This window comes from Klebsiella sp. K5-204 (assembly GCF_030128585.1).
Lineage (GTDB): Bacteria > Pseudomonadota > Gammaproteobacteria > Enterobacterales > Enterobacteriaceae > Klebsiella > Klebsiella quasipneumoniae.
Genome location: NZ_JAKUZS010000004.1, coordinates 100218 through 126978, shown reverse-complemented (window position 1 = coordinate 126978; position 26761 = coordinate 100218). Strand labels below are relative to the sequence as shown.

Here is a 26761-nt window from a genome sequence, read left to right as displayed (position 1 = left end):
TGCGGCGATTGCTATCCGCCTCCGGCTATGTTGTTCTGAAGGCTCCATTTTTGACAGGAGTGGCAGGATGAAGAAAAAACTGACCGCCGCCGATATGCACGACCCGCAGGTCATCGCCGAGACGCCGTGGTTCAGCATGCGCAAGGTGGGTATTGATATCGCCCCCGGCGAGCGCCGCGACTTTTACGCCATTCACTATCCGCGCCCGGCGGTGGGGATTGTGGCCATTCAGGATGAGAAAGTGCTGCTGATTCGCCACTACCGCTACCTGATCGACAAGGTGGTGTGGGCCATTCCGTCAGGCGGCGTTGACGAAGGGGAAGATCCGGCGGTCGCCGCGCTGCGCGAGCTGCGGGAAGAGACCGGCTGGCAGGCGCAACGCGTCGAGGAGATCATTCGCTTCAACCCCTCCTACGGCAGCAGCGATCAGCTGTTTATCACCTGGCTGGCCACCGGTTTACGCTGGGTGGGGATGGATGCGGATCAGGATGAAGTGATGGAAACCGGCTGGTTTACCTTTGAGGAGATAAACCAGTTGATCGCCCGCGGCGAAATGCCGGACGGGCTGTCGCTGGTGCCGCTGCTGCAATTGATGGCGCAGCCGCGCACCGGGCAGGCTACGGCTTAAGCATCCGCCAGCGGAACCACAGCTGGGCAACCAGGATCAGCACGCCGCCGATAATCTTCTGCAGCGGCAGCTGTTCGCCATACCACAGCGCGGCGGCAATGACCGTCAGCAGCGGTTCGAGCACCATGATGATCGCCGCGCTGGCCACCGCCGCGTACTTCTGCCCCTTCATCTGCAGACCGAAGCGCAGGCTGGTGGCGATGACAATGCTGGCCACCAGCCAGCCGAAGGTCGGCAGGGTCATCGGCTGGTCCCAGCGTTCAACGGCAGCGGAGAGGGTCAACCCGACGATACCAGTGATCGCCAGCTGCACGGTGGTCAGGGGGATCAGCGGTACTTCGCGCGCGCAGCGGCTGGTGTAACAGAACCAGATGGACTGCACCAGCGCCGTCAGCAAAAACCAGCCCTGGCTGGGATGGAAGACTATCGGCATGTGCAGGCTGAGCAGGCCCAGGCCCACCACCGCGATCGGCAGGCACTCCCACCAGGCCCGCGGCGGACGCACCTTCATCATCACCCACGCGGTCAGCGGGACGAACATCATCGACAGGCTCATGATAAACGCCCCTTCGCCGAGCGATGCCGTCGTGGAGACCGAGTAGATCCACAGGCAGAGGTTGAGCGCAAACCATAGCCCGCTGATGATGAGCTTTGGCCAGTGCTGCTTTTGCGGGCGAAACCCGCGGCAAAACGGCAGCAGCAGCAGCGCGGCGAAGAAAAAGCGCAGCCCAAGGAACGCGAATACCGGCATGCCGGCGATCGCCTCGCGGGAAAAAATCCAGCCGCAGGCGGCAATCACCGTCGCGGCAATCAGCAGCAGATCAGCCTGCCGTTGGCGTACCATACGCGCCTCTCCCTGTAAGTTGGCTTACCAGCCCGGCACCGCGCCGCCGTTGAAGATAGTCTCTGCCGCCTTCGCCACCTCCGGCGACTGGTACGACTGCATAAACTCCTTCACGTTTTCCGCGTCTTTATTGTCTTCCCGGGTCACGATGATGTTCACGTAGGGCGAGTTTTTATCTTCGATAAAGATGCCATCGCGAACCGGCGACAGCCCGGTTTGCTGCAGGTAGGTGGTGCTGATGATGGCCACGTCGACTTTAGGATCGTCGAGTACGCGCGGCAGTTGCGCCCCTTCCAGCTCCATAATTTTCAGATGATGCGGGTTGTCGGTGATATCCACCGCCGTCGGCAGCAGGCCGGTACCGGCTTTGAGGGTTATCAGCTTCTCTTTTTGCAGCAGCAGCAGCGCCCGCCCGAGGTTGGTCGGATCGTTGGGGATAGCGATCGTCGCGCCGTCTTTCAGTTCGGCGACTGACTTTATCTTGCGCGAATAGCCGGCCATCGGGAAGACGAAGGTATTGCCTACCGCCACCAGATGGTAGTTATGCGCTTTGTTGTCCTGCTCAAGGAAAGGCCGATGCTGGAAGACGTTGGCGTCCAGATCCCCGGCGTTGGTCGATTCGTTAGGCAACAGCGAGCCGCTGAACCCCACCAGCTCAACCTCCAGACCATATTTCTCTTTGGCCACTTTCTTCGCCACTTCCGCCACATCCTGTTCAGCGCCGTTAATCACGCCGACCTTAATGTGCTTCGCTTCATTACCCTTTTGGTCGCAGCCGACCAGCGCCAGACCCGCCAGCATTACCGCGGCGGCGGCACGTAAACGTAATCTCATCCTCTTCACCCTGTCCGTCCTGACTGTCGTTGTTTTTTTCGTGCAAAACTATAGCGACTTTCGGGTGGGGTAATAAACAGCAAACCGCGCAACCGGAAATAAAATCATCTTCGCCAGGCGCGAAGCGCTAGCCCCGTCGCCACTCGCCCGGCGTCACGCCATAGCGCATTTTGAAGCGCTTCGAGAAGGACGCCAGCGACTGAAAGCCGCAGCGTTCGGCAATGACCTCGAGGTTGGTCTGACGCTCCAGGCGCAGCAGCCGGGCGGCCAGCGCCATTCGCAGCTGCGACAGCCACGCCTGCGGCGTCAGGTGATAAACGCGGGCAAAATGGCGGGCAAAGGTGGCCCGCGACAGAAAGGCGCGGGCGGCCATGGTTTCCAGCGTCCACGGCTGCTCCGGGGTCGCCATCACCGCCAGCACCGCCGGCATCAGGCGCTCATCGCTCATCAGACGCAGCAGCCCGCCTGGCGGCTGCTGCTCGCCAAGCAGCATGCGCAGCAGCAGCACCAGCAGCGTATCGCCGAGGCTGCGCACGATAGCGCTGCCGCCGGGACGCTGCGCCAGACTTTCGCGGACCAGTATGTTAAGCAACGGCTGCAGCTCCGGGCAGTCTTCGCGCGCATCGGTATGGAGATGGATCAGCGTCGACGCCTCAGTGAACAGCCAGCTGACGTGCGGACCAAAATAGAATTCGCCGCACAGCATCTCCAGCGCCCCCTCCGCCGGGCCGGCGCGCATTTCCGTCACCGTGCCGTTAAAGCGATGCGCCACCGGCAGCACCTGGCCCCACTCCACCAGGCTCTCCATCAGGTGCGGCGAACCGTGCGGCAGGAGGACCACATCTCCCGCGCGCAGGTGATGGGTCTGGCCGCCGACGTTGAGCCGCCCCTCGCCGCGCAGCACCACGTGCCATGGCACCACGCCGCTGCGCATTTGCTGGTGCCCGGCCTGCCAGCGGCCGCCGAAGCGACAGTGCAGGTTCACTTCGCAGCGCGGCGCCAGCAGCGCCAGCAGATGACTGAGACTGTCCATGCTTCTCCTGAGACGATAAGACAAAAAGGTGAGACGAAGACCGCCAGTCTAGCATGCGGCAACCGCCTAAGATGACCCCGATGCCAACACACACCCTCGAAAACAACAGGAGTTAACCATGAGCCGTTTAGCTGATATCCGTGAACAAGACGCCACCGGCAAAGCCGCCGATATTTTCGCCGGGATCAAAAAAGCGATGGGCAAAGTGCCGAATGCCTACCTGGCCATCGGCGGCCACTCGCCGGCCGCGCTGCAGCAGGCGCTGGCGCACAATGCGATGCTACATAAAGGCAGCCTCAGCGCCCAACAGCTGGAAGCCATTAACCTGTCGGTCAGCGAAGCCACCGGCTGTGACTACTGCCTGGCCGCACATACGCTGATGGCGAAAAAAGCCGGCTTCAGCAGCGAACAGATCCACGCCCTGCGCCGCGGGGAGTATGCGGAAGAGGCACAGCTTGATGCGCTGGTGAAATTTGCGCAGACGCTGGTGACCACCACCGGCACGCTGCCGGAAGCCGACGTCGCCGCGCTGCGCAACGCCGGTTTTAGCGACCAGCAGGTGATTGAGATTATCAGCGCCATCAGCGCGATCCTGTTCACCAATATGGTGAACCGGGTTAACGACACGGTGGTCGACTTCCCGAAAGCCGATTAATCCGTCGCGCAGCGCCGGTTTTACAGCCCCAGGTCGCTGAGCCCCGGATGATCGTCCGGGCGACGCCCCTGGGGCCAGTGGAACAGGCGCTCGCTTTCGGCGATCGGCAGGTCGTTGATGCAGGCGTAGCGCGTCTGCATCAGCCCGTGCTGATCAAACTCCCAGTTTTCATTGCCGTACGAGCGAAACCAGTTGCCGCTGTCGTCGCACCACTCATAGGCGAAGCGCACGGCGATGCGATTTTCCTGCCATGCCCACAGCTCCTTAATCAGCCGATATTGCTGCTCCTTATGCCATTTTCGCTGCAGGAATTCGACAATTTGCCCCCTGCCGTGGACAAACTCGCTGCGGTTGCGCCATTCGCTGTCCATGGTGTAGGCCAGAGCGACCTTTTCGGCATCGCGGCTGTTCCAGCCATCTTCCGCAGCGCGGACCTTCTGGATAGCGCTGTCGCGGGTAAACGGCGGTAACGGGGGACGTTGTTCGGTCATGCTGACTCTCCTCTGCGGGCTAATTGCTGCTGCAGGCGCTGATTCTCCTGCTCCAGGTCATGAATACGTTGCTGCAGGTTCTGGCTGTACTCCGCCACCTGCTGCGCGCTGTAGCGCGGCGTAATGTGCTGCGGGCAGTTCCAGTCAAACGCCTGCAGATGAAAAAGAAACAGGCGCTCGATGCGGGCGCGATAGTTGGCCGGCGCCACCTGCGCCAGCAGCGGCGGGTGGTTCTCTGCCGCCACGACCTCGACGGTGGCGTAGATTTTCAGCCTGGCACGGCGCGGATAATCCATCAAAAACAGGCAGGCCCGGTCGCTGCCGCGCAGGTTGCCGGTGGTGATGTACTGACGGTTGCCGCCGAAATCCGCCATCGCCAGGGTGGTATCGTCCAGCAGATGCAGAAACCCCGGCGGGCCGCCGCGATGCTGAATGTAGGGCCAGCCGCTCTGCGACACCGTCGCCAGATAAAAGCTGTCGCGGGTGGCGATCATCCCCGCTTCGCTGTCGCCGAAGCGGTCGGCCTGGCGTCGGCTGTGCGGCGTTTGCCACAGCTGGTCGCTGCCCATTTCATGCTGCACATCCATCACGTCCGGGGTGATGGCGATATCGAGAAAGGTTGCTGCCATAGCGCCTCCTGTTGTCTGGCGCCATCATGGACTGTACTGCGAAAAATGATAATACTGGTTTCGTGGCAATCATCTTTCCAAAAATCGGGAGAATAATGGATCGATTAAGCGCGATGGCGCTGCTGGTGAAAGTGACCGAGCTGGGGAGTATGTCGGCGGCGGCGCGGGCGCTGAATATGCCGTTGACCACCGTCAGCCGCCATATCGGCGAGCTGGAGAACGCGCTGGGGGTGCGCCTGCTGGCGCGGACCACCCGCAAACTGACGCTCACCGACGCCGGGGTCGATTATGTCGCTGCCGCGCGGCGGATCCTTGAGGAGGTGGAAAACGCCGAACGCCAGGCGACGGGCGAGTATCAGGAACCGAAAGGCGAGCTGGTGATCTCTGCGCCGACAATGTTTGGGCGCCAGCACGTTCTCCCGGTGATCGCTGAATTCATCGCCCGTTACCCGCAGATTCACGTCCGTTTGCTGCTCAGCGATCGTAACGCCGACCTGGTGGGCGACCATATCGATCTGGCGGTGCGGATAGGCGACCTGGCGGACAGCAGCATGGTGGCCACCCGCCTCGGCAGGATGCGCATCGTGGCCTGCGCCCATCCGGCGCTGCTGGCGAAATACGGCGAGCCGCAGCGGCCGCGCGATCTGGCGGCGCTGCCGATCATCCGCATTGAATCGCCGATGCCCTATCGCGGCTGGCGCTTTCGCGCCGCTGAGCGCGAGGACCAGTTGATTAACCTGCCGCCGGCGTTATCGGTCACCACGCCGGAGAGCGCTGCCGATGCCGCGCGGCTGGGGGTGGGCGTAGCTCGCTTACTGCACTATCAGGCGCTGGACGGCCTGCGACAGGGTGAGCTCCGTCTGCTGCTGGAGCGCGTCGAGCCGGAGCCGGCGCCGGTCCATTTGCTGTATACCGCCCGGGACCTGGCGCCGCTTAAGCTGCGAAAATTTATCGATTTTGCCGCGCCGGCGCTGCGTCAGGCGCTGCTGCGCATCGCCGGGGCCGCTTAGTGCGTCGCGGTCTTCAGCGGCGCCTCCTTTAACAGCCAGGAGAGGACAAACGCCACCGCCATAATGCAGGCAGCCATGAGGAACGCCGCGTGGATCGCCGCGCCGAAGGCGTCGAGATAGTCGAGGCGGATATCCGCGGGCAGGTGCTGTACCGCCACCGGATTCATTCCCGGCGGCAGTACCGCGCCTTCCGGCAACAGCTTTTGCAGGTTGCTCTGCAGCACGTGCGTGAACACCGCGCCAAACAGCGCCACGCCGATGGAACCGCCGATCGAGCGGAACAGGGTCACGCCGGAGGTGGCGACGCCGTAAAGCTTCGCCGGCATCGCGTTCTGTACCGCCAGGACCAGCACCTGCATCACCAGCCCCAGACCCGCCCCCAGCACGCCGGTAAACAGGTACAGCTGCCACAGCGGTGAGTGAATGGTGATCCGGGTCAGCAGCACCATGCCGGTCACGCCAAGCAGGGTACCGAGGATCGGAAACAGGCGATATTTACCGGTACGGCTGATAATCCGCCCGCTGATAATCGAGGTCAGCAGCAGGCCGCCCATCAGGGGGATCAGCTGCAGCCCGGCCTCGGTGGGGGTCGCCTCCTTCACCACCTGCAGATAGAGCGGCAGGAAGGTGACTGATCCAAACAGCGACATGCCGATGACGAAGCCGATCAGACTGCACAGCAGGAAGCTGCGGTTGCGGAACAGCGACAGCGGAATAATCGGCTCGGCGGCCATTCGCTCTTCGTAGATAAAACCGATGACCCCCACGATGCCGAAGGCCAGAATGCACCACAGCTGCGGGTCATTCCACGCATGAACGCTGCCCCCTTCCGAGGTAAACAGGATGATGCACAGCAGCGCCATGCTGAGGTAAATCGCCCCCAGCCAGTCAATCTCATGCTGGCTGCGTTTATTGCTGCTGTGGAATACCGCGCCGATCACCAGCAGCGCGAAGAGGCCCAGCGGCAGGTTGATGTAGAAGATCCAGCGCCAGGAGGCGTGCTGCACCAAAAAGCCGCCGATCAGCGGGCCGATCACCGTCGCCAGGCCAAAAACGCCGCCGAACAGCCCCTGATAGCGGCCACGGCTGGCGGGCGGGATGACGTCGGCCACCGCCGCCATGCTGATGACCATCAGGCCGCCGCCGCCGAGCCCCTGCAGGCCGCGCATCAGCACCAGCTGGGTCATGTTCTGCGCCAGCCCGCAGAGGGCGGAGCCGACAAGAAACAGCCCAATCGCCACCTGCAGCACGATTTTGCGGCCGAACAGATCGCCGAATTTACCGTACAGCGGCACCGCGATGGTGGAGCTGAGGATATAGGCGGTAACCACCCAGGAAAGCTTGTCCAGCCCGCCCAGTTCGCCGACAATCGTCGGCAGCGCGGTGGAGACAATGGTCTGATCCAGCGCGGAGAGGAGCATCACCAGCAGCAAGGCGCTAAACAGCAGGCGTATCGACTGCACCGGTGGGTTCGCGACTTGAGAAGTCATCACAACACTCGCTTGAAATTAATTAAATGCATAATTAATATTTAGTGAAAGAATGAGTCGGGTCAAGAGATCGCCATATCATGACAGCACAAAAGGATCAGGATACCCCCCGCCGCCCGGGGCGGCCGCGCGGTAAAAAACCGGGTACCGCCAACCGCGAACAGCTGATGGACATCGCCCTGACGCTGTTTGCCCGCGACGGCGCGGCCCGCGTGTCGTTGAATGCCATCGCCAAAGAGGCCGGGGTGACGCCGGCGATGCTGCATTACTATTTCAGTTCGCGGGATGCGCTGGTGACGCAGCTGATCGAAGAGCGCTTTATGCCGCTGCGCAACCACATCAGCCGCATCTTTGTCGACCATCCGCAGGACCCGGTGCTGGCGCTGACGATGATGGTCGAGACGCTGGCGCACATGGCGGAGAAAAACGCCTGGTTCGCGCCGCTGTGGATGCAGGAGATCATCGGCGAGATGCCGATCCTGCGTCAGCATATGGACGCCCGCTTCGGCGAGGAGCGTTTTCAGGTGATGCTGGAGGCGGTGCGCCGCTGGCAGCGGGAGGGCAAGATTAACCCGGCGCTGTCGCCGGAGCTGCTGTTTACCACGGTGATTAGCCTGGTGCTGGTGCCGTTTTCGCGCATCCACAGCGATCCGCGTTTACAGGCGGTCGACCGCCAGACCATCGTCAGCCACGCGCTGGCGTTAATGGGCCATGGCGTCGGGGGTTAAGGCGTGGTTTTGACGCTTTTGTAGCCCGGATAAGGCGCCACGCGCCGCCATCCGGGATTTTCCCTGCTCGCGCTACGCTTAGCAGGGCTACAGAAATAACGGCACAACCGTAAATTTCCCTGCTCGCACTGCGCTTAGCAGGGCTACAGAAATAACGGCACAACCGTAAATTTCCCTGCTCGCACTGCGCTTAGCAGGGCTACAGAAATAACGGCACAACCGTAAATTTCCCTGCTCGCGCTACGCTTAGCAGGGCTACCACTCCCGTGTTATGTCCGGGCAGATTGCGCTCCCGATATTTCTTCTGCGCTATGTCTCTTATGGCGCAGGGAGCGCACAGGGGGCGGCCAGTCGCCGCCGCCCCCTGTACCCCCGGGCTCCGGCCAGCAAAATCGCCGCTACGCGGTACCTTCGACTTATCCCTGCAGGCTTCGGGTCGGGCCGAGGCAGCGTCCATGCAAAACACGGCCCTCAGCCCGCATCCATGCGGGCTGCCCCGGCCTTCCGGGAACGTCTCAGCGATTTTGAGGCCGCCAGCACCGGCAGTTTCAGTCGCGCAAGTGGGTATATCAACAACAGGCCGCTCGGCATCATGGCGGGCACAGCACGAACCGTAGGCCGGGTAAGGCGCAGCCGCCACCCGGCAAGAATACTGGTGCCGTGCCTGATATCCTGCCCGGCGGCGCTGCGCTTGCCGGTCCTGGGTGGGGCGAAACTACGGGAGAACTATGTAGGCCGGATAAGGCATTTATGCCGCCATCCGGCACAATCACAGGTACGGTACCTGACCGCCCGGCGATATCAGGACCGTTACAGCGCCTTCGACAAATAGTGACGCTGCATCCCCGCATGCGGGAAGTCGGGCAGCGACATCTGCAGCTGATAGCCTAATTTCTGATAAAACGGCAGCGCCTGGAAGCTAAAGGTATCCACCAGCAGATGGCTGCAGCCCAGCGCCTGCGCCTGCCGCTCCGCCTCCTGCATCAGCTCGCTCCCCAGTCCGCGACCGCGCGTCGCTTCGCTGACCCACAGATACTCAATGCACAGCCAGTTACCCTTGCGTTTGGCAATCAGCCCGCCCTGCATCACCCCTTGCGCATCGCGGGAGTAAACGCCCAGATCGCCAAACTGCGCCGCATCAAGATACTGCTGATTATAGTGCCGCAGACCGACAAACAATTCTTGTTGGTCGTCGGGATTAATGCTTTTTGTAATAATTAACGCCATTAACTATCTCCAGTATCGCGGTGCCGAAAGGTTATTTTTCCTCTCCACTTTCACAAAAAATTCTTATTTTCTCCATGATTATTTGCCTTAATTTTTTGCGTTCTAAAAGTAAGCAAAAAAACCTTTCCATTATCGCGGCGGATCGTATAATGGGAAAAAATGAGAATAATCATTCTCACCACAAAACCAGAGGAGATGCGCTTTTCACCTCCTGAAGGCCGAAGAGGTTGGCTTCAGCGGAGACACAATAACAATCACGTTCAGGAACATCTGTGTTCCTTTTTTGTCATTTTCGCTTAGCCGAAAATGCCTCAGCGCCCAACCTATTCCCTCGTTTTTAAATAAACGGGGCGGACGTCTTATATCTTGAGAAAATATAATGAAATACATCATAGCTCCCATCGCGACAGCATTATTTCTCCTCAGCGGATGCGATAATGCGCAGACATCTGCCCCGCAGCAACCCACGCCGGAAGTGGGCGTGGTCACTCTGCAAAGCCAGCCGGTTCCGGTAGTCAGCCAGCTCACCGGCCGCACCACCGCCTCGCTCAGCGCCGAAGTACGCCCGCAGGTGGGCGGCATCATCCAGAAGCGCCTGTTTACCGAAGGCGATATGGTGAAGGCCGGGCAGGCCCTTTACCAGATCGATCCCTCCAGCTATCGCGCGACCTGGAATGAAGCGGCGGCAGCGCTGAAACAGGCCCAGGCGCTGGTGGTCTCCGATTGCCAGAAGGCTCAGCGCTACGCGTCGCTGGTCCGGGATAACGGCGTCTCCCGCCAGGATGCCGACGACGCCGCCTCCACCTGCGCCCAGGACAAGGCCAGCGTGGCATCGAAGAAAGCGGCGCTGGAGAGCGCGCGCATCAACCTGAACTGGACCACCGTCACCGCGCCGATTGCCGGACGCATCGGCATCTCGTCGGTCACGCCGGGGGCGCTGGTCTCCGCCGATCAGGATACCGCGCTGGCGACGATCCGCGGTCTCGACACCATGTATGTCGATCTGACGCGATCCAGCGTCGATCTCCTGCGTTTACGCAAACAAAGCCTGGCCAGCAACAGCGATACCCTCAGCGTGACGTTAATCCTTGAAGATGGCAGCACCTACAGCGAAAAAGGGCGTCTGGCGCTCACCGAAGTCGCCGTCGATGAATCCACCGGCTCGGTAACCCTGCGCGCCATCTTCCCCAACCCGCAGCACGTCCTGCTGCCGGGGATGTTTGTCCGCGCGCGCATCGATGAAGGCATCATGAACGACGCGATCCTCGCCCCGCAGCAGGGGATTACCCGCGATGCCAAAGGCGACGCCACGGCGCTGGTGGTCGATGCCGACAACAAAGTTGCGCAGCGCGCCGTGGAAACCGGCGACACCTACGGCGATAAATGGCTGGTGCTGAGCGGCCTGAAAGCGGGCGACAAGCTGATCGTCGAAGGCACGGGTAAAGTGGCCCCAGGCCAGACGGTGAAGGCCGTTGCCGTCAACAATAACGGAGGCAACGCCTGATGTTCTCCCGTTTCTTCGTGCGTCGCCCGGTCTTTGCCTGGGTGATCGCCATTCTGATTATGCTCGCCGGCGTGCTGGCGATCCGCACCCTGCCGGTAGGCCAGTACCCGAACGTCGCCCCGCCGGCGGTGAAAATCTCCGCCACCTACACCGGCGCCTCCGCCGAAACCCTGGAGAACAGCGTCACCCAGGTGATCGAGCAGCAGCTTACCGGCCTCGACCATCTGCTCTACTTCAGCTCCACCAGCAGCTCCGACGGCTCGGTCAGCATCACCGTCACCTTTGAGCAGGGGACCGACCCGGACACCGCCCAGGTGCAGGTGCAGAACAAAGTCCAGCAGGCGGAATCGCGGCTGCCGAGCGAAGTCCAGCAGTCCGGCGTGACGGTGGAAAAATCGCAGAGCAGCTTCCTGCTGATCCTCGCGGTGTATGACAAAACCGACCGCGCCACCAGCTCCGATATCTCCGACTGGCTGGTCAGCAACCTGCAGGACCCGCTGGCGCGCGTAGAGGGCGTCGGCAGCCTGCAGGTGTTCGGCGCCGAATACGCGATGCGCGTCTGGATGGACCCGACTAAACTCGCCTCCTACTCGCTGATGCCTTCCGACGTCCAGTCGGCGATTGAGGCCCAGAACGTGCAGGTCTCCGCCGGTAAAATCGGCGCCCTGCCATCGTCCAGCGCCCAGCAGCTGACCGCCACCGTGCGCGCGCAGTCGCGGCTGCAAACCCCTGACCAGTTCAAAGCGATCATTGTGAAAAGCCAGGCCGACGGCTCGGTGGTGCGCCTGAGCGATGTCGCGCGGGTGGAGATGGGCAGCGAGGATTACACCGCTACCGCCAATCTCAACGGCCACCCGGCCGCCGGGATCGCGGTGATGATGGCCCCCGGCGCCAACGCGCTGGACACCGCGACCCTCGTGAAAAGCAAAATCGCCGAATTCCAGCGTCAGATGCCGCAGGGCTACGATATCGCCTATCCAAAGGACAGCACCGAGTTCATCAAAATCTCGGTCGAAGACGTGATTCAGACCCTTTTCGAAGCGATTATCCTCGTGGTCTGCGTGATGTATCTGTTCCTGCAGAACTTCCGCGCCACGCTGATCCCGGCGGTGGCGGTCCCGGTGGTGCTGCTCGGCACCTTCGGCGTGCTGGCGCTGTTCGGCTACTCGATTAACACCCTGACGCTGTTCGCCATGGTGCTGGCGATCGGCCTGCTGGTGGACGACGCCATTGTGGTGGTGGAGAACGTTGAGCGCATTATGCGCGACGAAGGGCTGCCCGCCCGGGAAGCCACCGAAAAATCGATGGGCGAAATCTCCGGCGCGCTGGTGGCGATCGCCCTGGTGCTGTCGGCGGTCTTTCTGCCGATGGCCTTCTTCGGCGGCTCGACCGGGGTCATTTATCGCCAGTTCTCGGTGACCATTATCTCGGCGATGATGCTGTCGGTGGTGGTGGCCCTGACCCTCACCCCGGCGCTGTGCGGCGCGCTGCTCAGCCACTCCAGGCCTCATACTAAAGGGTTCTTCGGCGCGTTTAACCGCCTGTGGGGGCGCACGGAAGCGGGCTACCAGCGCCGCGTGCTCGGCGGCCTGCGCCGTGGCGCGGTGATGATGGGCGCTTACGTCCTGATTTGCGGGGCGATGGCGCTGGCGATGTGGAAACTGCCGGGCAGCTTTCTGCCGGTGGAGGACCAGGGCGAGATCATGGTCCAGTACACCCTGCCCGCCGGGGCCACCGCGGTGCGTACCGCCGAGGTGCGTCGCCAGGTCACCGACTGGTTCCTGACCAAAGAGAAAGCCAATACCAACGTCATTTTCACCGTCGACGGCTTCAGCTTTAGCGGCAGCGGTCAGAACGCCGGGATGGCCTTCGTGTCGCTGAACAACTGGTCGCAGCGCAAAGGCGACGACAATACCGCCCAGGCCATCGCCCTGCGCGCCAATAAAGAGCTGGGGACGATCCGCGACGCCACCCTGTTCGCCATGACCCCGCCGTCGGTGGACGGTCTCGGACAGAGCAACGGCTTCACCTTCGAGCTGATGGCCAGCGGCGGTACCGACCGCGACAGCCTGATGAAGCTGCGCAGTCAGCTGCTGGCGGCGGCCAACCAGAGCGGCGAGCTGCAGTCGGTGCGCGCCAACGACCTGCCGCAGATGCCGCAGCTGCAGGTGGATATCGATAACAACAAAGCGGTCTCGCTGGGGCTGTCGCTGAGCGACGTGACCGATACCCTCTCCAGCGCCTGGGGCGGTACCTACGTGAATGACTTTATCGACCGCGGCCGGGTGAAGAAGGTGTACATCCAGGGCGAGAGCGACGCGCGCGCCGTGCCCTCCGACCTCGGCAAATGGTTCGTTCGCGGCAGCGATAACAGCATGACGCCCTTCTCCGCCTTCGCCACCACCCACTGGCAATACGGTCCGGAAAGCCTGGTGCGCTACAACGGCTCCGCCGCCTTTGAGATCCAGGGCGAAAACGCCGCCGGCTTCAGCTCCGGCGCGGCGATGGACAAGATGGAAAAGCTGGCCGACAGCCTGCCGGCGGGCTCCACCTGGGCGTGGAGCGGCATTTCGCTGCAGGAAAAGCTGGCCAGCGGCCAGGCGATGAGCCTGTACGCCATCTCGATTCTGGTGGTGTTCCTGTGCCTGGCGGCGCTGTATGAGAGCTGGTCGGTGCCGTTCTCGGTGATCATGGTCATCCCGCTCGGCCTGCTCGGCGCGGCGCTGGCGGCGACGCTGCGAGGCTTAAGCAACGACGTCTACTTCCAGGTGGCGCTGCTGACCACCATCGGCCTGTCGTCGAAGAACGCCATCCTGATCGTGGAGTTCGCTGAATCCGCAGTGGATGAGGGTTATTCGCTCTCCCGGGCGGCGATCCGCGCCGCGCAGACCCGTCTGCGCCCAATTGTCATGACCTCGCTGGCGTTTATCGCCGGGGTGCTGCCGCTGGCCATCGCCACCGGCGCCGGGGCCAACAGCCGCGTGGCGATCGGCACCGGCATCATCGGCGGCACCCTGACGGCCACCCTGCTGGCGGTGTTCTTCGTACCGCTGTTCTTCGTGCTGGTGAAACGCTTCTTCACCCGCCAACGTTCTTCTCAGGAGTAAGGTATGTTTCGTTTGAGTTTTATGTTTATCGCGCTCCTGACCGCGGGCTGCGTCTCGCTTGATCCGCATTATGATCGCCCGGCCGCGCCGGTGCCGGCTACCCTCCCCGGGGCGCACGGCGAATCGACGGCGGTGGTCGGCGACTGGCAGAAAGTGGTCAATGACGCGCGGCTGAAAAAAGTGGTCAGTATCGCGCTGAACAGCAACCGCGATGTGCAAAAGGCGCTGGCCGATATCGAGGCCGCGCGCGCCCAGTACGGCGAGACGCGGGCGTCGCTGTTTCCCACCGTCGATGCCGAGCTGAGCCATACCCGCAGCAAAACGATGGCCAGCGGCCTGAGCTCCGCTTCGCAGGCCAACGGGGCGGTCTCCAGCTTCGAGCTGGATCTGTTTGGCAAGAACCAGAGCCTGTCGCGCGCGGCGCGCGAAACCTGGCTTGCCAGCGAATTCACCGCGCAGAATACCCGGCTGACGATGATTGCCGATTTGACCACCGCCTGGGTGACGCTGGCGACGGATAACAGCAATCTGGCGCTGGCGCAGCAGACCATGGACAGCGCAGCAAACTCGCGCAACATCGTCGCCCGTCAGATGGCGGTGGGCACCGCCTCCGCCGGCGATTTAAGCTCGGCGGAAAGCGTCTATCAGCAGGCGCGCGCCAGCGTCGCCAGCTACCGCACGCTGGTGGCGCAGGATAAAAACGCTATTAACCTGCTGGCGGGGGAAACCGTGCCGGAGAGCCTGCTGCCCGGCACTCTCGACAGTCTCGGGGATAACTGCATCGCCCTGGTGCCGGCGGGGGTGTCATCGTCGGTGCTGCTGCGCCGGCCGGATATTCAGGAAGCGGAGCATAATCTGAAGAGCGCCAATGCCGATATCGGCGCGGCGCGGGCGAACTTCTTCCCGTCGATTTCCCTGACCGCCAGCGCCGGCGTCGGCAGCGACTCGCTGTCGTCGCTGTTCAGCCACGGGATGCAGGTGTGGTCGTTCGCCCCCTCCATCAGCCTGCCGCTGTTCACCGGCGGCAGCAACCTGGCACAGTTGCGCTATGCGGAAGCGGAGAAGAAGGGGCTGATCGCCACCTACGAGAAATCGATTCAGAGCGCCTTTAAGGACGTTGCCGATGCGCTGGCGCGCCGGGAAACGCTAAATGAAGAGCTCGATGCCCAGCAACAGTATGTCGCCGCCGAGCAGACCTCGCTGGATATCGCCATGAAGAGCTATCAGGCTGGGGTCGGCGATTATCTGTCGGTGCTCACCGCCCAGCGCACGCTGTGGTCGGCGAAGACGACGCTGCTGTCCCTGCAGCAAACCGACCTCAATAACCGGATCACCCTCTGGCAGTCGCTGGGCGGCGGCGCCAGTTAATTTAACCCGCCGGGCGACCGCGCCCGGCTTCTGTAAGGAATCGTTATGCCACGTGTTTCCCTCTCCTGGGCGCTGATCCTCGGCCTGCTGTCGGGCATTGGGCCGCTGTGCACGGATTTTTATCTGCCGGCGCTGCCGGAGATCACTCAGCAGCTGCAGGCCACCAGCACCCAGACCCAGCTGTCGCTGACCGCCGCGCTGATTGGCCTCGGCCTGGGTCAGCTGTTTTTCGGCCCGCTGAGCGACCGGATTGGCCGCCTGAAACCGCTGGCGCTGTCCCTGCTGTTGTTTATCTTCTCTTCGGCGATGTGCGCCCTGACCCGGGATATCAACATGCTGATTGTCTGGCGCTTTTTACAGGGCTTCGCCGGCGCCGGCGGCTCGGTGCTGTCGCGCTCCATCGCCCGCGATAAATATCAGGGCACCCTGCTGACCCAGTTTTTCGCCCTGCTGATGACGGTGAACGGCATTGCGCCGGTCCTGTCCCCGGTGCTGGGCGGCTACGTGATCACCGCCTTCGACTGGCGAATTCTCTTCTGGACGATGGCCGCCATTGGCGGCGCGCTGCTGGTCATGAGCCTGACTATCCTGCGGGAAACGCGCCCGGCCGCGGCGACCCATGCCGCCCGCCAGCGGCCCGGCCAGCCGGTGCTGAAGAATCGTCGTTTTCTGCGCTTCTGCCTGATTCAGGCGTTTATGATGGCCGGGCTGTTCTCCTACATCGGCTCCTCTTCCTTCGTAATGCAGAGCGAATACGGCATGAGCGCCATGCAGTTCAGCCTGCTGTTTGGTCTGAACGGTATCGGGCTGATTATCGCGGCGATGATCTTTTCCCGTCTGGCGCGCCGCTTCAGCGCCGAAGGCCTGCTGCGCGGCGGCCTGACGCTGGCGGTGGGCTGCGCGGCGATCATGCTGCTGTTTGCCTGGCTGCAGCTGCCGGTTCTGGCGCTGGTCGGCCTGTTTTTTACCGTGTCGCTGATGAGCGGCATCAGTACCGTCGCCGGCGCGGAAGCGATGAGCGCCGTCGACGCCGCCCAGTCCGGGACCGCGTCCGCGCTGATGGGCACCCTGATGTTTGTTTTCGGCGGCATCGCCGCGCCGTTGGCGGGCCTCGGCGGCGAAACGATGCTGAAGATGAGCCTCGCGATGGCGATCTGCTACCTGCTGGCGCTGCTGATGGGCCTCAGCCAGCCGCGCGGCGCGCGCTAAACGCCAGGTGCGGTAATAAAATATTCCACCTTGATTACCGCACTATTTCCCGCCATCTCTACCATTCTCATATTATTCTCCTCGAACTAATCGTGATACTCTTCACAGGCAAGGAATAAATAATTCCTTATACTGCGCACGACTGAGAATAACGAGGTTCCTATGAGTATTGACCTGAGCAAACTGCTGACCGAGCGACGCAACGCCAACAGCGCCAACATTGACACCCTTTCCACCCTCGAGATGCTGACGGTGATAAACCAGGAAGACCAGCAGGTGGCCCAGGTGATTACGCCCTATCTGCCGCAGATTGCCGAGGTGGTGGATAAGGTCGCGACGGCGCTGCAGGCCGGTGGCCGCTTGATTTATATCGGCGCTGGCACCTCAGGGCGTCTGGGGATCCTCGATGCCAGCGAATGCCCGCCGACTTTTGGCACCCGCCCGGAGCAGGTGGTGGGGATCATCGCCGGCGGACATAAAGCGATTCTCAGCGCCGTGGAAAACGTGGAAGACAACAAAGCGCAGGGGGCGATGGATCTGCAGAACCTGAACTTCAGCAACCGCGATGTACTGGTGGGGCTGGCGGCCAGCGGACGCACGCCGTACGTCATTGGCGCCATGGAGTATGCCCATCTTCAGAATGCCTTTGTCGCCATCGTCAGCTGTAACCCGCATGGCGAAATGGCTCAGCTGGCGGACGTCGCCATCACCCCGGTGGTCGGCCCGGAGGTAGTGACCGGCTCGACCCGCCTGAAAGCCGGTACCGCGCAGAAGCTGGTGCTGAACATGATCTCCACCGGGGCGATGATCCGCGTCGGCAAGGTCTACAGCAACCTGATGGTCGACGTCGAAGCGACCAACGCCAAGCTGATTGAGCGCCAGGTTTCCATCGTGATGGAGGCGACCGACTGCGATCGTCCCACTGCCCAGAAGGCGCTGGAGGCCTGCGGCCGCCACTGTAAAACGGCGATCGTGATGGTGCTGGCGGACTTAAGCGCCGAAGCGGCGCAGTCGCTGCTGGCGAAGAACAACGGCTATATCCGCAAGGCGCTCAGCAACACCTGAGCGCCGACAGACAGGTAACGGGCAATGGCAAAAATAACGAAAGAGATGATAGCGCGGATCCTCGCCCACGCAGGCGGCGCCGCTAACGTCGCGCAGGCAGGCAACTGCATGACGCGCCTGCGCTTGACCCTGCGCGATGAAGGCCTGGCCGACACCGCCGCCATACGCCAGATTGACGGCGTGATGGGGGTGATCGTCAGCGACGAGCAGTTCCAGGTGGTGCTCGGCCCCGGCAAGGCGCAAACCGCCGCCGAGATGATGAACGGCCTGCTGGAGGAGGCGCCCGCCGCGCCGACGCTGGCCGACGTCGCGGCGGAGAAAAAACAGGCGCTGAAGGGCAAGCAGACCAGCGCGGTGCAGAAGTTTCTCGCCAAATTCGCCACCATTTTTACGCCGCTGATCCCCGGCTTTATCGCCGTCGGGCTGCTGCTGGGCTTCGCCACCCTGGCGGAACAGGTTTTCGTGCTGGAGAACGCCCATCCGAACGCCAGCCTGGTGGCGCTGATTGGCTATATGAAGGTATTCAGCAAAGGGATGTTCACCTTCCTGAGTATCCTGATTGGCTATAACGCCCAGAAGGCGTTCGGCGGCTCCGGCGTGAACGGCGCGATTATCGCCTCGCTGTTCGTGCTGGGCTACAACCCGGAGGCGACCAGCGGCGTCTACGCCGGGATCTCCACCTTCTTCGGCCACGGTATCGATCCGCGCGGCAATATCATCGGCGTATTGATCGCCGCCATCCTTGGGGCGTGGGTTGAACGCCAGGTGCGGCGGGTCATGCCGGCCAACCTCGATATGATCCTCACCTCGGCGGTGACGCTGCTGATCATGGGCGCGGTGACCTTTACGGTGATCATGCCGATTGGCGGCTGGTTGTTTACCGGCATGTCGTGGCTGTTCCTGCATCTTAACGGCAATCCGTTTGGCTCGGCGGTGCTGGCCGGTCTGTTCCTGCTGGCGGTGATGTTCGGCGTCCATCAGGGGTTTGTCCCGGTCTATTTTGCGCTGGTGGATGCCCAGGGCTTTAACTCGCTGTTCCCAATCCTGGCGATGGCCGGGGCCGGGCAGGTGGGGGCGGCGCTGGCGCTGTTCTGGCGGGCGAAGCGCGATTCGCTGCTGCGAACCCAGATTAAGGGGGCGATTATTCCGGGCTTCCTCGGGATTGGCGAGCCGCTAATCTACGGCGTCACCCTGCCGCGGATGAAGCCGTTTGTCACCGCCTGCCTCGGCGGCGCCTGCGGCGGCTTCTTCGTCGGGCTGATCGCCTGGCTGGGGCTGCCGGTCGGCCTGAACACGGTGTTTGGTCCGTCCGGGCTGGTGGCGCTGCCGCTGATGACCTCCGGCAGCGGGATTTACGCCGGGATGGCGGTCTACGCCGGCGGACTGGCGGTCTCCTACCTGTGCGGCTTTGCGCTCACCTGGCTGTTCGGCAGTAAAAATGTCGATTTAAGTTAGAGCGCGTTTGTCGGTTAATGCCCGGCGGCGGCTTCGCCTTACCGGGCCTGCAAAATAGTTGTACCGCCGCGCCCGACTACCATTTCCTGCCCCGCCGCCCCGGGCGGGCGCATGCTATGATTCCCCTTTGTCATATTTCGCCAGAGGAAAAGATGGGCTCCAGCAAAAAAGGGATGCTGAACGTACTGATTGCCGCCGTGCTGTGGGGCAGTTCCGGGGTGTGCGCGCAGTTTATTATGCAGGAAAGCCAGATGTCGTCGCCGTTTCTGACCATGACGCGTCTGCTGTTCGCCGGGCTGATCCTGTTGATGCTCGGCTTTGTTCACGGCGACCGCATTTTCCGCGTGCTGCAAAACCGCCGCGACGCCGTCAGCCTGCTGTTTTTCTCGCTGTTTGGCGCGTTAACCGTGCAGTTCACCTTTCTGATGACCATTGAAAAATCGAATGCCGCCACGGCCACGGTGCTGCAGTTCCTGTCCCCGACGATCATCGTCGCCTGGTTCGCCCTCGCCCGTAAAGCGCGCCCCACTCCGCTGGTGCTGGGGGCTATCTGCACCTCGCTGGCAGGCACCTTTCTGCTGGTGACCCACGGCAACCCGACGACGCTGTCGATTTCGCCGGCGGCGCTGTTCTGGGGGATCGCCTCGGCGTTTGCCGCCGCGTTTTATACCACCTATCCCTCGACGCTGATTGCCCGCTACGGGACGCTGCCGATCGTGGGATGGAGCATGCTGTTCGGCGGCGCGATGCTGCTGCCGTTTTATGGCGGCCAGGGCACCGATTTTGTGGTTAACGGCAGCCTGCTGTTAGCCTTTTTCTACCTGGTGGTGATCGGTACTTCGCTGACCTTCAGCCTTTATCTTAACGGCGCGCAGAAGATTGGCGGCGCCAAAGCCGGGATCCTCAGCTGCGCCGAACCGCTGAGCAGCGCCCTGCTGTCGCTTCTGCTGCTGGGGATCACCTTCACGCTGCCGGACTGGCTGGGCACGCTGCTGATCCTGGCCTCGGTGGTGCTGATCGCCATCGACTCGCGGCGGCGGGTGAGAGCCGCCTGAGGCGATGATAACAAACGCCTTTTCAACAAGTTAAATTAACCGCTATTTGCGTGTTTTCCCGCCTGCGCATATAGTTGACGGAAGCGATTACGGAAGGAGAAGCCTGATGAAAGCATGTTGGATGGTATGCCTGGTCACCGCCCTGAGCGCCACGTCGGCGTGGGCTGAATCACCGCTGCAAAGCCTGCAGTTCGAACAGCAAAAGCAGCAGGTGCTTAAAGCGGTGAAGGAAAAATGCGCGCCAGCAAGCCACCTCAGCGACAACGATTTTGCCAATAACGTGCTGGCGACCGACGGCAACAAGAACGCGGTCCGCGAAGCAACGCTGGCGAAAGAGCGCAATAACCAGAAAAGCTACCAGGCCGCGATCGACAAAATCGTCTGTCCGGCCAAATAGCGACTATTTCAGCCTGGCGACCAGCGTTCTCCAGTCAAACGGCGTCAACTGCCTGTAGCTCAGGCTACGGGCAGCCATCTGGTGCGGAAGCTGGCGCTGGCTTCTCGCGATCGCCTTGCTCATGACCCCGCTGCTACCCACGTCACGCAGGGTTTTCACCACCTCTTCCATCTCTTCGCTGCGCCGAATTCCGTGTTCCGCCACCCGGCTGATCAGATAGTCGGGAAACGTCCCCGTCCAGCCCAGAGAGGGGAAACTATGATGCAAGGAGCTCAGCACCTCCTCCTCGACGCCATATTCACGGGCCGCGAACAGACATTCAGTGGTGAGCGCTTCAAGACCCTTGATCATCACGCTGCGGCACATTTTTATCGCCGACACCTGGCCCACCGTACTGGCGCCATAGCGGGCGTTCAGCCCCAGCCCCTGCAGACGCGGCGCCATCGCCTCCGCCTGCGGCCCGCCGATCAATAACGGTGTCTGCAATCGGGCCGGCGGCACCGGCGCCATCACCGCGACATCAATGTAAACGCCGGGAAGAAAATGGCCAGCCGCCTGCCGTTTCGTCTCCGGCGCCACGGAGTTGAGATCGAGGAAATATTGCCCCGGCTGCAGCAGCGCGGCGGCCAGCTGCGCGACCTTTAGCGCCTCACCGGCGGTCACAGTAGAAAAAACCAGCGTGGCGCTCTCCAGCGCCTGCGCCAGCGAACTCCCCACCTGAACGCCCGACTCACTGGCTTTCCTGACCATTGCCTCTCGCTCCGGGCCATTGAGCTTGCAATCCCAAATGGTCACCGCATGCTCACGGGCCAGATCTGCCGCCAGAATGCCACCCGCCTCGCCAAAACCAATAAACGCGATTGTCGTCATCATTACTCCTCACACGGCCAGACGCGGGCCGGAATAAAAACTTCGCCAGCAAACAGCAGTCGCGCCGTGCGTAACAGGCCGCAGCCTGCCAGGGCGCCATCAGCGTCAAGCTGAAGCGTCACGCTAAATTCACCTGTCGGATGCTCAACGCTGAGCAGCGGCGTCTCGCCTGGCGCGACCTGCGCCATGCCCTGCGCGACAGTGCCCGGGATCAGACAGGCGCTGGCGACACTCACCGCGCCAAAAACGCCGATCGACGCGTGGCAGCGATGCGGGATAAAGGTGCGGCTGCTGATGGCGCCGCCGTGTCGCGGCTCGGCGATCAGGGTCATCTTTGGCACCGTACGCTGGCTGACGTCACCCAACTGCATCAGTGGCCCGGCCTGCAGACGAATCGACTCGAGGCGACGTTTAAGCGCGTCATCATTATCCAGTTGTTCGCGTGTCTCATAGCCTGTGCATCCCAGATCGCAAGCGCGCAGCAGGATCACAGGCATCCCGTTATCGATGCAGGTCACCTCGACGCCATCAAAACGGTCGCGGACCCTGCCGGTCGGCAGCAGTGTCCCGCAGCTGGAGCCTGCCACATCAAGAAAATGGAGCAGGATTGGACTGGCGCTGCCCGGCACACCATCGATACGACTCTCGCCGACGTAGTTGACTCCCTCGGCATCGCAGGGGATCTCTGCCACCGCCAGTTGCCCCGTGTTCTCCATATAAATACGCACCCGAGTAAGCGGCGCATCGTGGGGAACGAGCCCACGCTCGATGGCGAAAGGGCCAACGGCGGCAAGAATATTCCCGCAATTTTGGCCGTAATCCACCGTGGCCCCCGCCACGTTCACCTGGGCAAACAGATAGTCCACATCGGCGTCAGGCCGTGCAGAGCGGCGAATAATCGCCACTTTACTGGTCAGCGGATCGGCGCCGCCGATCCCGTCAATTTGCCGGGGATCTGGCGAGCCCATCACCGCCAGCAGCACCGCATCACGTTGCGCCGGATCGGCAGGCAAATCGTCAGCAAGAAAACAGGCCGCCTTCGAGGTGCCGCCGCGCATCCACAGACAAGGGATCCCACGTTGCGCCATCTTACTCCTCCACCTCATCAGCACTGTCGTAATACCGCAGCCCCTTTTCCGCCAGACGCGGGCGCATAGCGTAAATATCGAGTCCCAACTCGCCATGGCGCATCCGCTCACGCTTCGCAAGTTCATTACTCATGCGGGCTTCCGCTTTATCAAGCACATCACGAACCTGAGCGTGCGGCAGCACCACGACTCCGTCGTCGTCAGCCACTACGACATCGCCCGGCTGCACAAGCTGGCCTGCGCAAATCACCGGCACGTTAACCGAACCGAGGCTCTCTTTCACTGTTCCCTGGGCATACACCTGACGAGACCAGACGGCGAATCCCATCTCCCGTAGCGTCTGCGAATCGCGAATGCCGATATCGCCCACCAGACCGACCACGCCGCGCGATTGTAGAGACGTCGCCAGCAGATCGCCGAAGAAGCCATCGCCGCACGGCGACGTCGGGGCCACCACCAGAATATCGCCGGCGCGGCACTGCTCGACCGCGACATGAAACATCCAGTTGTCACCTGGCGTCACCAGCACGGTTACCGCGTTGCCCGCCCGACTGACACCCTGCTGAATCGGACGGATTGTCGGCCCCATCAGCCCCTGACGATCCCAGGCCTCATGAAGCGTCGCCACCCCGGCCGCCTCACAGCGGCGCAAAACCGCCTCGTCATGGCGCGGCAGATGGCGGATCACAAGGCCTTTTTTATTTAACAGGTTCATGCCAGGTTCTCCGTTACGCGGGGGAAGATGCTCTGGAAGGCTTCGCCGTGAACGATATCGCGCGCGGCCGTGATGCCGATATTGCGCTTGGCCTGTACCCCGCGCTGCAGCGCCACGCGGGTGTAGTATTCCCACAGATGCTCCTGACCCTGCATGCACTGAATGGCCTGATACTTTTTCTCCCAGACGGCGGTGATGTCCAGTAACACATCGGGTTTCCAATTGCACTGCTCCGGCTGGTGCGGTTCGAAACAGTAAACCGGGGGAGCAGAGACAATTTTCTCACCGGGGCGATAGCCCTCTGCCTGGGCGATAATCCGTGCTTCCTGAGCCAGATGGGAGGCCAGCGGATGATCGTAGTTATAGGGATCGTGCAGGGAGTGCGTCAGGACAAAGTGGGGCTGGATACGGCGATACACATCCGCCAGACGAAATAGCGTCTCTTTATCGGCGCGCAGCGGATAGTCGCCGATATCAAAGAATTCGACGCTGGCGCCCAGGATCTCGGCAGCAGCCTGCGCCTCTTCGCGACGGACTTGCTTCACCGCCTCCTCCGTCATGTTGCCTTTACGCCATAGTTTGGCGGACTCGCCGCGCTCGCCAAAGGACAAACAGACCACATGGACCTGATAGCCCTGCAGGGCATGCAGGGCTATCGCACCGCCCGCGCGCCAAACGAAATCGGCCGAGTGGGCGCTGACGACAAGGGCACTTTTTTCGCTAACCGGATGAGACATGATGGCTTCCTCTGTTGTTTTTTTCAGCTTGTCATGTCCCGCCGTTGGGAGGTAATTCGTTAACTTGCGAAGGCTATGATTTTTATTTATGTTGTCGACTCACTCACTGTATCAGGCCTGACGAATAATGCTGAAGAGAATGCACAATAAAATCATAAATATCATGCAGCTGCGTTTTTTCTGTCAGGTCGCGCTGCGCGGAAGCGTTTCGCGTGCTGCCGATGACTTATTCCGCACGCAGTCAGCGATAACCCGGGCTATCCGCGATCTTGAAGCCGCGTTGAACGTCACGCTATTCGAACGCCATTACAGCGGCATGGTGCCCACCGAGTATGGCAAGTGCATCCTGCCGCGCGCCCGGCGGGCGATTGACGACCTGCAGGCCATTCCGGCGCTATTGCAGAAACACCATACCCGCACCAGCGGCCCCCTGGCGGACGCCGGCTGGCTGTTCAATACCCGCCGGTTAGCCATTTTTATTCAGCTCTATCACGTCAACCATACCCAAACCGTCGCGCAACAGTTGGGGATCACCCAACCGGCGGTCAGCGCCGCGCTGAAGGTCCTGGAAAAAGGGGCGGATTCGGCGCTGTTTCGCCGAACGCCAGAAGGGGTACGCCCCACGCCTGCCGCAGAACTGCTCTATCCGCCGGTCAGCAGAGCGCTCAACGAACTGGAAAATATCTGGAGCGATCTCGCCGCCCGTCGTGGGGTACTGGAGGGCACCGTGCGTATTGGCGCTCTGCCGCTGAGTCGCACCCGGCTACTGCCCACCGCCATCGCCGCCTTTCTGGCACAGCACCCGGGCATTACTCTCATGACCAATGAAAGCCCGTATGAGTCGCTGGTCGCCGATATGCGGGCAGGTAATATCGATTTTATTATCGGTGCGCTGCGCCAGGATGAAGATCTACCGGACCTCTGTAGCGAGGCGTTATTCGAAGAGGATATGCTGATTTTACTGCGTAATAACCACCCACTGCTACGCCATCCAGACCCGCGTAGCCAGCTGGCGACAGCGCAATGGGTGCTACCGCGCGCCAACGCCCCGGCACGCCATTTGCTGGATAGGGCGTTTGTCACCTTAGGATTGCCGCTGCCTCAGCCGACGGTGGAGACCGGGGATGCGGCGATGGTGCGAGGGTTGCTGAGGGACTCAGACATGCTGGCGGCGGTTTCCGCCAGCCAGATGCGTTTTGAGACAGACAACGGGCTGCTCAGCGTGTTGCCGGTCCCCCTGCCTGATACCACCCGGCGTATCGGACTGACGTTTCGCGCCGGCAGCCTGCCCTCCCCGGCGACGCAGGCGCTGTTGCGTTTTATTTATCAGCAGGTTCAGGGCGGGACCGTTTAACGTTTACCCGCCACTGAGTAAGTTACCTGTTGGTTACGCGTTTGCTGAAACGCCTCCAGCGTCTGCCCGCGCATCGCGGCGTAAATATGCAGGTTGGATACGCCGACCACCGCGCCCATTTTCTCCAGCAGGAAGAAACTGGCGCCGTACTGAATCAATCCACGCCAGTCGCGTGCGTTGAGCAACTGCTTTTCCTCCTCACTCAGTCCAGCTTCGGCATAAAGCGACTGAGGCGACTGCAGAAAACGTTCGCGCCAGGCAGGCTCAATCAGCCGATGCAGGAAACGGTTAAGCCGCAAGCCATTCAGGCTGCGCTCGTGGGTAAAAGGATAGGTTCCCGGCAGTTTCTCCACCCCGGCCAACTGCTGCGCCATATGCTGGCGATGGCGCGTCAGGGTATCGACGGGGGGCATGCGCGCATTGTTCTCAAGGATCAGCGTAGCGATACCGGTCATCGACGGCAGGTAATAGTCGCGCCAGGTTTCGGTGACATTGGCTGATAGCGCGCCGCGCATCACCAGCCACATGATCACCTCAGACCCCTCCATTCCCCCCAGTTCGGCATATTCGCCAAGGGTCATTTCGGTAAGCTTTTCCGGGTCATTAACCAGCATGTCAACAAACTGGGCGTCCCACTCAGGATTATTAAATCCGCAGCGCTCGCCATGGACCTGATGAGAGAGCCCGCCGGTCGCGACAATCGCCACATTGATATCTTCCGGGAAACTTTCAATCGCCCGCCGCAGCGCCTGGCCGAGTTTGTAACAACGACGCGCGCTTGGTACCGGAAATTGCAGCACGCCGATCTGTAACGGGATCACCGCCGTCGGCCACCCCTGCTCTTCATCCCAGGGCAACAGCGCCGAAAGCGGCGAGAAAAGGCCGTGGTCGAGCTTTTTATCCATAAAGAACGACATATCAAACTCATCGGCCATCAGGCTGGCGCCTATGTGCCTTGAGAGCGCCGCGTTGCCCTGTACCGGGGGCAGGCAGCGCGGTCCGCCGCCCTCGTCGGCAACGTCATATTGATTGTCGATTCCCAGCGTAAAAGTCGAATAGTGATCGAAGAAAAAGGCGGTCACATGGTCATTAAAAATGTACACCAGCGCATCCGGTTTTTTCTCCTCCAGCCAGCGCTGCAGCGGTTCGAAGCTCTGGAAGATCGGCGACCATGCCGGGTCCTGCTGTTTATGATGATCGACCGCGAAGCCGATAGTCGGGGTATGAGAGACGGCGATACCGCCGAGAATGTTAGCCATCTGATAACT

General features: G+C 61.7%; 27 protein-coding genes. 14 read left to right on the top strand and 13 right to left on the bottom strand.

What is annotated here, in order from left to right:
* The first annotated feature begins 67 nt into the window (after positions 1–67).
* On the top strand, positions 68–628 hold the full coding sequence (locus MKR05_RS12170; protein ID WP_044525065.1) for an NUDIX hydrolase: 561 nt from the start codon (positions 68–70) through the stop codon (positions 626–628).
* Here the strand turns inward: MKR05_RS12170 and MKR05_RS12165 are convergent.
* The 3 genes from MKR05_RS12165 to MKR05_RS12155 all read right to left on the bottom strand — a co-directional run bounded on the left by MKR05_RS12165 (position 618) and on the right by MKR05_RS12155 (position 3339).
* A complete protein-coding gene (locus MKR05_RS12165) occupies positions 618–1472 on the bottom strand; it encodes a DMT family transporter (protein WP_023291399.1) in 855 nt (284 codons plus the stop codon). The genes MKR05_RS12170 and MKR05_RS12165 overlap by 11 nt on opposite strands.
* 24 nt (positions 1473–1496) lie before the next feature.
* Complete coding sequence (gene nlpA, locus MKR05_RS12160) at positions 1497–2306, bottom strand: lipoprotein NlpA (RefSeq protein ID WP_023291400.1); 810 nt, start codon at positions 2304–2306, stop codon at positions 1497–1499.
* A gap of 127 nt (positions 2307–2433) precedes the next feature.
* Positions 2434–3339: an AraC family transcriptional regulator gene (locus tag MKR05_RS12155; protein ID WP_023291401.1), complete on the bottom strand. Its 906-nt coding sequence runs from the start codon at positions 3337–3339 to the stop codon at positions 2434–2436.
* A gap of 118 nt (positions 3340–3457) precedes the next feature.
* Between MKR05_RS12155 and MKR05_RS12150 the strand changes: the two genes are divergently transcribed.
* Entirely contained in the window at positions 3458–3994 is a 537-nt protein-coding gene (locus tag MKR05_RS12150; protein WP_032433699.1) for a carboxymuconolactone decarboxylase family protein, read from the top strand.
* A gap of 20 nt (positions 3995–4014) precedes the next feature.
* On the opposite strand, the gene MKR05_RS12145 is transcribed toward MKR05_RS12150, so the two are convergent.
* A complete protein-coding gene (locus MKR05_RS12145; RefSeq protein WP_044525066.1) occupies positions 4015–4485 on the bottom strand; it encodes a nuclear transport factor 2 family protein in 471 nt (156 codons plus the stop codon).
* A complete protein-coding gene (locus tag MKR05_RS12140; protein ID WP_048298581.1) occupies positions 4482–5114 on the bottom strand; it encodes a pyridoxamine 5'-phosphate oxidase family protein in 633 nt (210 codons plus the stop codon). The genes MKR05_RS12145 and MKR05_RS12140 overlap by 4 nt, the downstream gene beginning before the upstream one ends.
* Before the next feature lie 95 nt (positions 5115–5209).
* Here MKR05_RS12140 and MKR05_RS12135 point away from each other — a divergent pair, with 95 nt between their 5' ends.
* Positions 5210–6124 carry a LysR substrate-binding domain-containing protein gene (locus tag MKR05_RS12135; protein WP_023291405.1) on the top strand — a complete coding sequence of 305 codons (915 nt, stop codon included), beginning with the start codon at positions 5210–5212 and terminating at the stop codon, positions 6122–6124.
* Here MKR05_RS12135 and MKR05_RS12130 read toward each other — a convergent pair.
* Positions 6121–7614: an MDR family MFS transporter gene (locus tag MKR05_RS12130; protein WP_032454395.1), complete on the bottom strand. Its 1494-nt coding sequence runs from the start codon at positions 7612–7614 to the stop codon at positions 6121–6123. The two genes, MKR05_RS12135 and MKR05_RS12130, sit on opposite strands and share 4 nt — an antisense overlap.
* Positions 7615–7694: 80 nt before the next feature.
* Between MKR05_RS12130 and MKR05_RS12125 the strand changes: the two genes are divergently transcribed.
* A complete protein-coding gene (locus tag MKR05_RS12125) occupies positions 7695–8342 on the top strand; it encodes a TetR/AcrR family transcriptional regulator (protein WP_023291407.1) in 648 nt (215 codons plus the stop codon).
* Positions 8343–9152: 810 nt separating this feature from the next.
* Here MKR05_RS12125 and MKR05_RS12120 read toward each other — a convergent pair.
* Positions 9153–9569, bottom strand: a complete 417-nt coding sequence (locus MKR05_RS12120) for a GNAT family N-acetyltransferase (RefSeq protein WP_044525071.1) — start codon at positions 9567–9569, stop codon at positions 9153–9155.
* On the opposite strand from MKR05_RS12120, the gene MKR05_RS12115 reads away from it, so the two are divergent.
* Positions 9544–9660, top strand: a complete 117-nt coding sequence (locus tag MKR05_RS12115; RefSeq protein ID WP_032429230.1) for a hypothetical protein — start codon at positions 9544–9546, stop codon at positions 9658–9660. The genes MKR05_RS12120 and MKR05_RS12115 overlap by 26 nt on opposite strands.
* Here MKR05_RS12115 and MKR05_RS12110 read toward each other — a convergent pair.
* Positions 9620–9742: a hypothetical protein gene (locus MKR05_RS12110; protein ID WP_032454401.1), complete on the bottom strand. Its 123-nt coding sequence runs from the start codon at positions 9740–9742 to the stop codon at positions 9620–9622. The genes MKR05_RS12115 and MKR05_RS12110 overlap by 41 nt on opposite strands.
* Before the next feature lie 206 nt (positions 9743–9948).
* Between MKR05_RS12110 and eefA the strand changes: the two genes are divergently transcribed.
* The 8 genes from eefA (at position 9949) to MKR05_RS12070 (ending at position 20729) form a co-directional block, all read left to right on the top strand.
* Entirely contained in the window at positions 9949–11073 is a 1125-nt protein-coding gene (gene eefA / locus MKR05_RS12105) for a multidrug efflux RND transporter periplasmic adaptor subunit EefA (RefSeq protein ID WP_032454398.1), read from the top strand.
* Positions 11073–14180, top strand: a complete 3108-nt coding sequence (eefB, locus tag MKR05_RS12100; protein ID WP_101989321.1) for a multidrug efflux RND transporter permease subunit EefB — start codon at positions 11073–11075, stop codon at positions 14178–14180. The genes eefA and eefB overlap by 1 nt, the downstream gene beginning before the upstream one ends.
* A 3-nt stretch (positions 14181–14183) precedes the next feature.
* Positions 14184–15548 (top strand): multidrug efflux RND transporter outer membrane subunit EefC, encoded by a 1365-nt coding sequence (eefC, locus tag MKR05_RS12095; protein ID WP_087827821.1) that lies wholly within the window; start codon positions 14184–14186, stop codon positions 15546–15548.
* Positions 15549–15593: 45 nt separating this feature from the next.
* Complete coding sequence (locus MKR05_RS12090) at positions 15594–16757, top strand: multidrug effflux MFS transporter (protein WP_023291412.1); 1164 nt, start codon at positions 15594–15596, stop codon at positions 16755–16757.
* A 162-nt stretch (positions 16758–16919) separates the two neighbouring features.
* On the top strand, positions 16920–17822 hold the full coding sequence (gene murQ, locus MKR05_RS12085; RefSeq protein ID WP_087827822.1) for an N-acetylmuramic acid 6-phosphate etherase: 903 nt from the start codon (positions 16920–16922) through the stop codon (positions 17820–17822).
* A 24-nt stretch (positions 17823–17846) separates the two neighbouring features.
* Positions 17847–19277: a PTS N-acetylmuramic acid transporter subunit IIBC gene (murP, locus tag MKR05_RS12080; RefSeq protein WP_023291414.1), complete on the top strand. Its 1431-nt coding sequence runs from the start codon at positions 17847–17849 to the stop codon at positions 19275–19277.
* 152 nt (positions 19278–19429) lie between these two features.
* The gene (locus MKR05_RS12075) at positions 19430–20332 is read left to right on the top strand and encodes a DMT family transporter (protein ID WP_004205129.1); all 903 of its coding nucleotides are present in this window, start codon (positions 19430–19432) and stop codon (positions 20330–20332) included.
* Between the two features lie 106 nt (positions 20333–20438).
* Complete coding sequence (locus tag MKR05_RS12070) at positions 20439–20729, top strand: YicS family protein (protein ID WP_023291415.1); 291 nt, start codon at positions 20439–20441, stop codon at positions 20727–20729.
* 3 nt (positions 20730–20732) lie between these two features.
* Here MKR05_RS12070 and MKR05_RS12065 read toward each other — a convergent pair whose 3' ends face one another.
* From MKR05_RS12065 to galB, 4 genes are read right to left on the bottom strand one after another with little or no spacing between them, the layout of a single operon-like run.
* On the bottom strand, positions 20733–21599 hold the full coding sequence (locus MKR05_RS12065) for a DUF1932 domain-containing protein (RefSeq protein ID WP_049013491.1): 867 nt from the start codon (positions 21597–21599) through the stop codon (positions 20733–20735).
* Positions 21600–21601: 2 nt separating this feature from the next.
* Entirely contained in the window at positions 21602–22687 is a 1086-nt protein-coding gene (locus MKR05_RS12060; protein WP_044525076.1) for a 4-oxalomesaconate tautomerase, read from the bottom strand.
* Between the two features lies 1 nt (position 22688).
* The gene (locus tag MKR05_RS12055) at positions 22689–23402 is read right to left on the bottom strand and encodes a 4-carboxy-4-hydroxy-2-oxoadipate aldolase/oxaloacetate decarboxylase (RefSeq protein ID WP_023291418.1); all 714 of its coding nucleotides are present in this window, start codon (positions 23400–23402) and stop codon (positions 22689–22691) included.
* Positions 23399–24139, bottom strand: coding sequence for a 4-oxalmesaconate hydratase (galB, locus tag MKR05_RS12050; protein WP_012540275.1), 741 nt, complete (start codon positions 24137–24139; stop codon positions 23399–23401). Before galB ends, MKR05_RS12055 begins: the two co-directional genes overlap by 4 nt.
* A gap of 127 nt (positions 24140–24266) precedes the next feature.
* Here galB and MKR05_RS12045 point away from each other — a divergent pair, with 127 nt between their 5' ends.
* Positions 24267–25493 carry a LysR family transcriptional regulator gene (locus tag MKR05_RS12045; protein WP_023291419.1) on the top strand — a complete coding sequence of 409 codons (1227 nt, stop codon included), beginning with the start codon at positions 24267–24269 and terminating at the stop codon, positions 25491–25493.
* Here the strand turns inward: MKR05_RS12045 and MKR05_RS12040 are convergent.
* A complete protein-coding gene (locus tag MKR05_RS12040; protein WP_023291420.1) occupies positions 25490–26752 on the bottom strand; it encodes a gallate dioxygenase in 1263 nt (420 codons plus the stop codon). The genes MKR05_RS12045 and MKR05_RS12040 overlap by 4 nt on opposite strands.
* Positions 26753–26761 lie beyond the last annotated feature (9 nt).